1 protein-coding gene is annotated in these 1,427 nt (G+C 70.0%); it reads left to right on the top strand.

Features of this window, described 5'->3' with window-relative positions; all coding sequences use genetic code 11:
* On the top strand, positions 1-1,262 hold a 1,262-nt coding region (locus ACEN88_RS31635; protein WP_413346108.1), incomplete at its 5' end, for a molybdopterin cofactor-binding domain-containing protein.
* Positions 1,263-1,427 lie beyond the last annotated feature (165 nt).

The raw sequence follows: 1,427 nt of genomic DNA, 5'->3' as shown, positions 1-1,427 counted from the left end.
CGCCCGCGGCCGGCCCCGGTATCTCCGTCCGCTACACGAAGCAGTACGTCATGCACGGCTCGATCGGCCCGTCGTGCGCCGTCGCCCGGCTGGACGGGGACATGCTGACCGTCTGGACGCACACGCAGGGCGTGTATCCCCTCCGGGCCGCGCTGGCCGAACTCACCGGCATGCCGCTCGATAAAGTCCGCTGCATCCACACGGAGGGGTCGGGCTGCTATGGCCAGAACGGCGCCGACGACGTGGCGGCCGATGCGGCGCTGCTGGCGCGCGCCGTGCCCGGCGTGCCCGTGCGCGTGCAGTTGATGCGCGACCAGGAAAACCTGTGGGAGCCGTATGCCCCCGCGATGGTGACGACCGTGCGCGCGGCGCTCGACGCGCAGGGCCGCATCTCGCACTGGGATTACGCGCTGTGGAGCGGTTCGCACAACGAACGGCCCGGCAACGCGGGCAAGCTGGTCCCCGCGTGGCTGCTGGCGCAGCCGATTGCGCCGTCGCCGTCGCAGCCGATGCCGATGCCGGAAGGCGGCGGCGACCGCAACGCGCTGCCGTTGTACGCGATCCCCAACGCGCGCGTCGTGAACCATTTTCTGCCGGTGACGCCGCTGCGCAGCTCCGCGATGCGCTCGCTCGGGGCGCACATCAACATCACGACGATCGAAGGGACGATGGACCAGCTGGCGCAGCTGGCCGGCGCCGACCCCGTGCGCCTGCGCCTCGACCATCTGGGGAACGAGCCGCGCGCCCGCGCCGTCATCGAAAAGGCGGCCGCGCGCTTAGGCTGGGGCAAGTCGAAGCCGGCGCCGGGACACCGCTACGGCTTAGCGTTAGGCCAGTACAAGAACATCATGGCCTACGTCGCGATCGCGCTGGAACTCGCGGTCGACAAGGACAAGAACACCGTGCGCATCGTCCGCGTGGCGTGCGCCGCCGACTGCGGCCAGGTCGTGAATCCGGACGGCGCGCGCAACCAGCTCGAAGGCGGCATCATCCAGGCCGCCAGCTGGACCCTGCACGAACAGCTGCGCTACGGCCCGGACGGCATCGCCAGCATGGACTGGAGCACCTACCCCATCCTGCGCTTTTCCGGGGTGCCGGAGCGGATCGACGTCGACCTGCTGGACCAGCCCGGCCTGCCCTTCCTGGGTGTCGCGGAAGCCGCGCAGGGCCCGATGGCGGCCGCGCTCGCGAACGGGCTGGCCAACGCGACCGGCGCGCGCCGCCACGACCTGCCGCTGCTCGGGCGGCCCTTCCCCGCCTGAGGCCGCGATGCTCGCCATTCATTCAAGACCCGCATCGATCATCCTTTCGTATGAGGGGATTGTCCTACAAGGCCGCGATACTGGTTCAGCCGCGGCCCAATTCGCGCCGGCGGCACACTTGAGCGCGCAGATGAATCGAACGACCGTACCTAACGAACCTGCTTG

Origin of the sequence: Massilia sp. CT11-108 (genome assembly GCF_047302915.1) — a bacterium.
Taxonomy (GTDB): Bacteria; Pseudomonadota; Gammaproteobacteria; order Burkholderiales; family Burkholderiaceae_D; genus Telluria; species Telluria orientalis.
The sequence above is the reverse complement of the archived record's forward strand: the minus strand, read 5'-3'. Positions and strand labels throughout refer to the sequence as shown.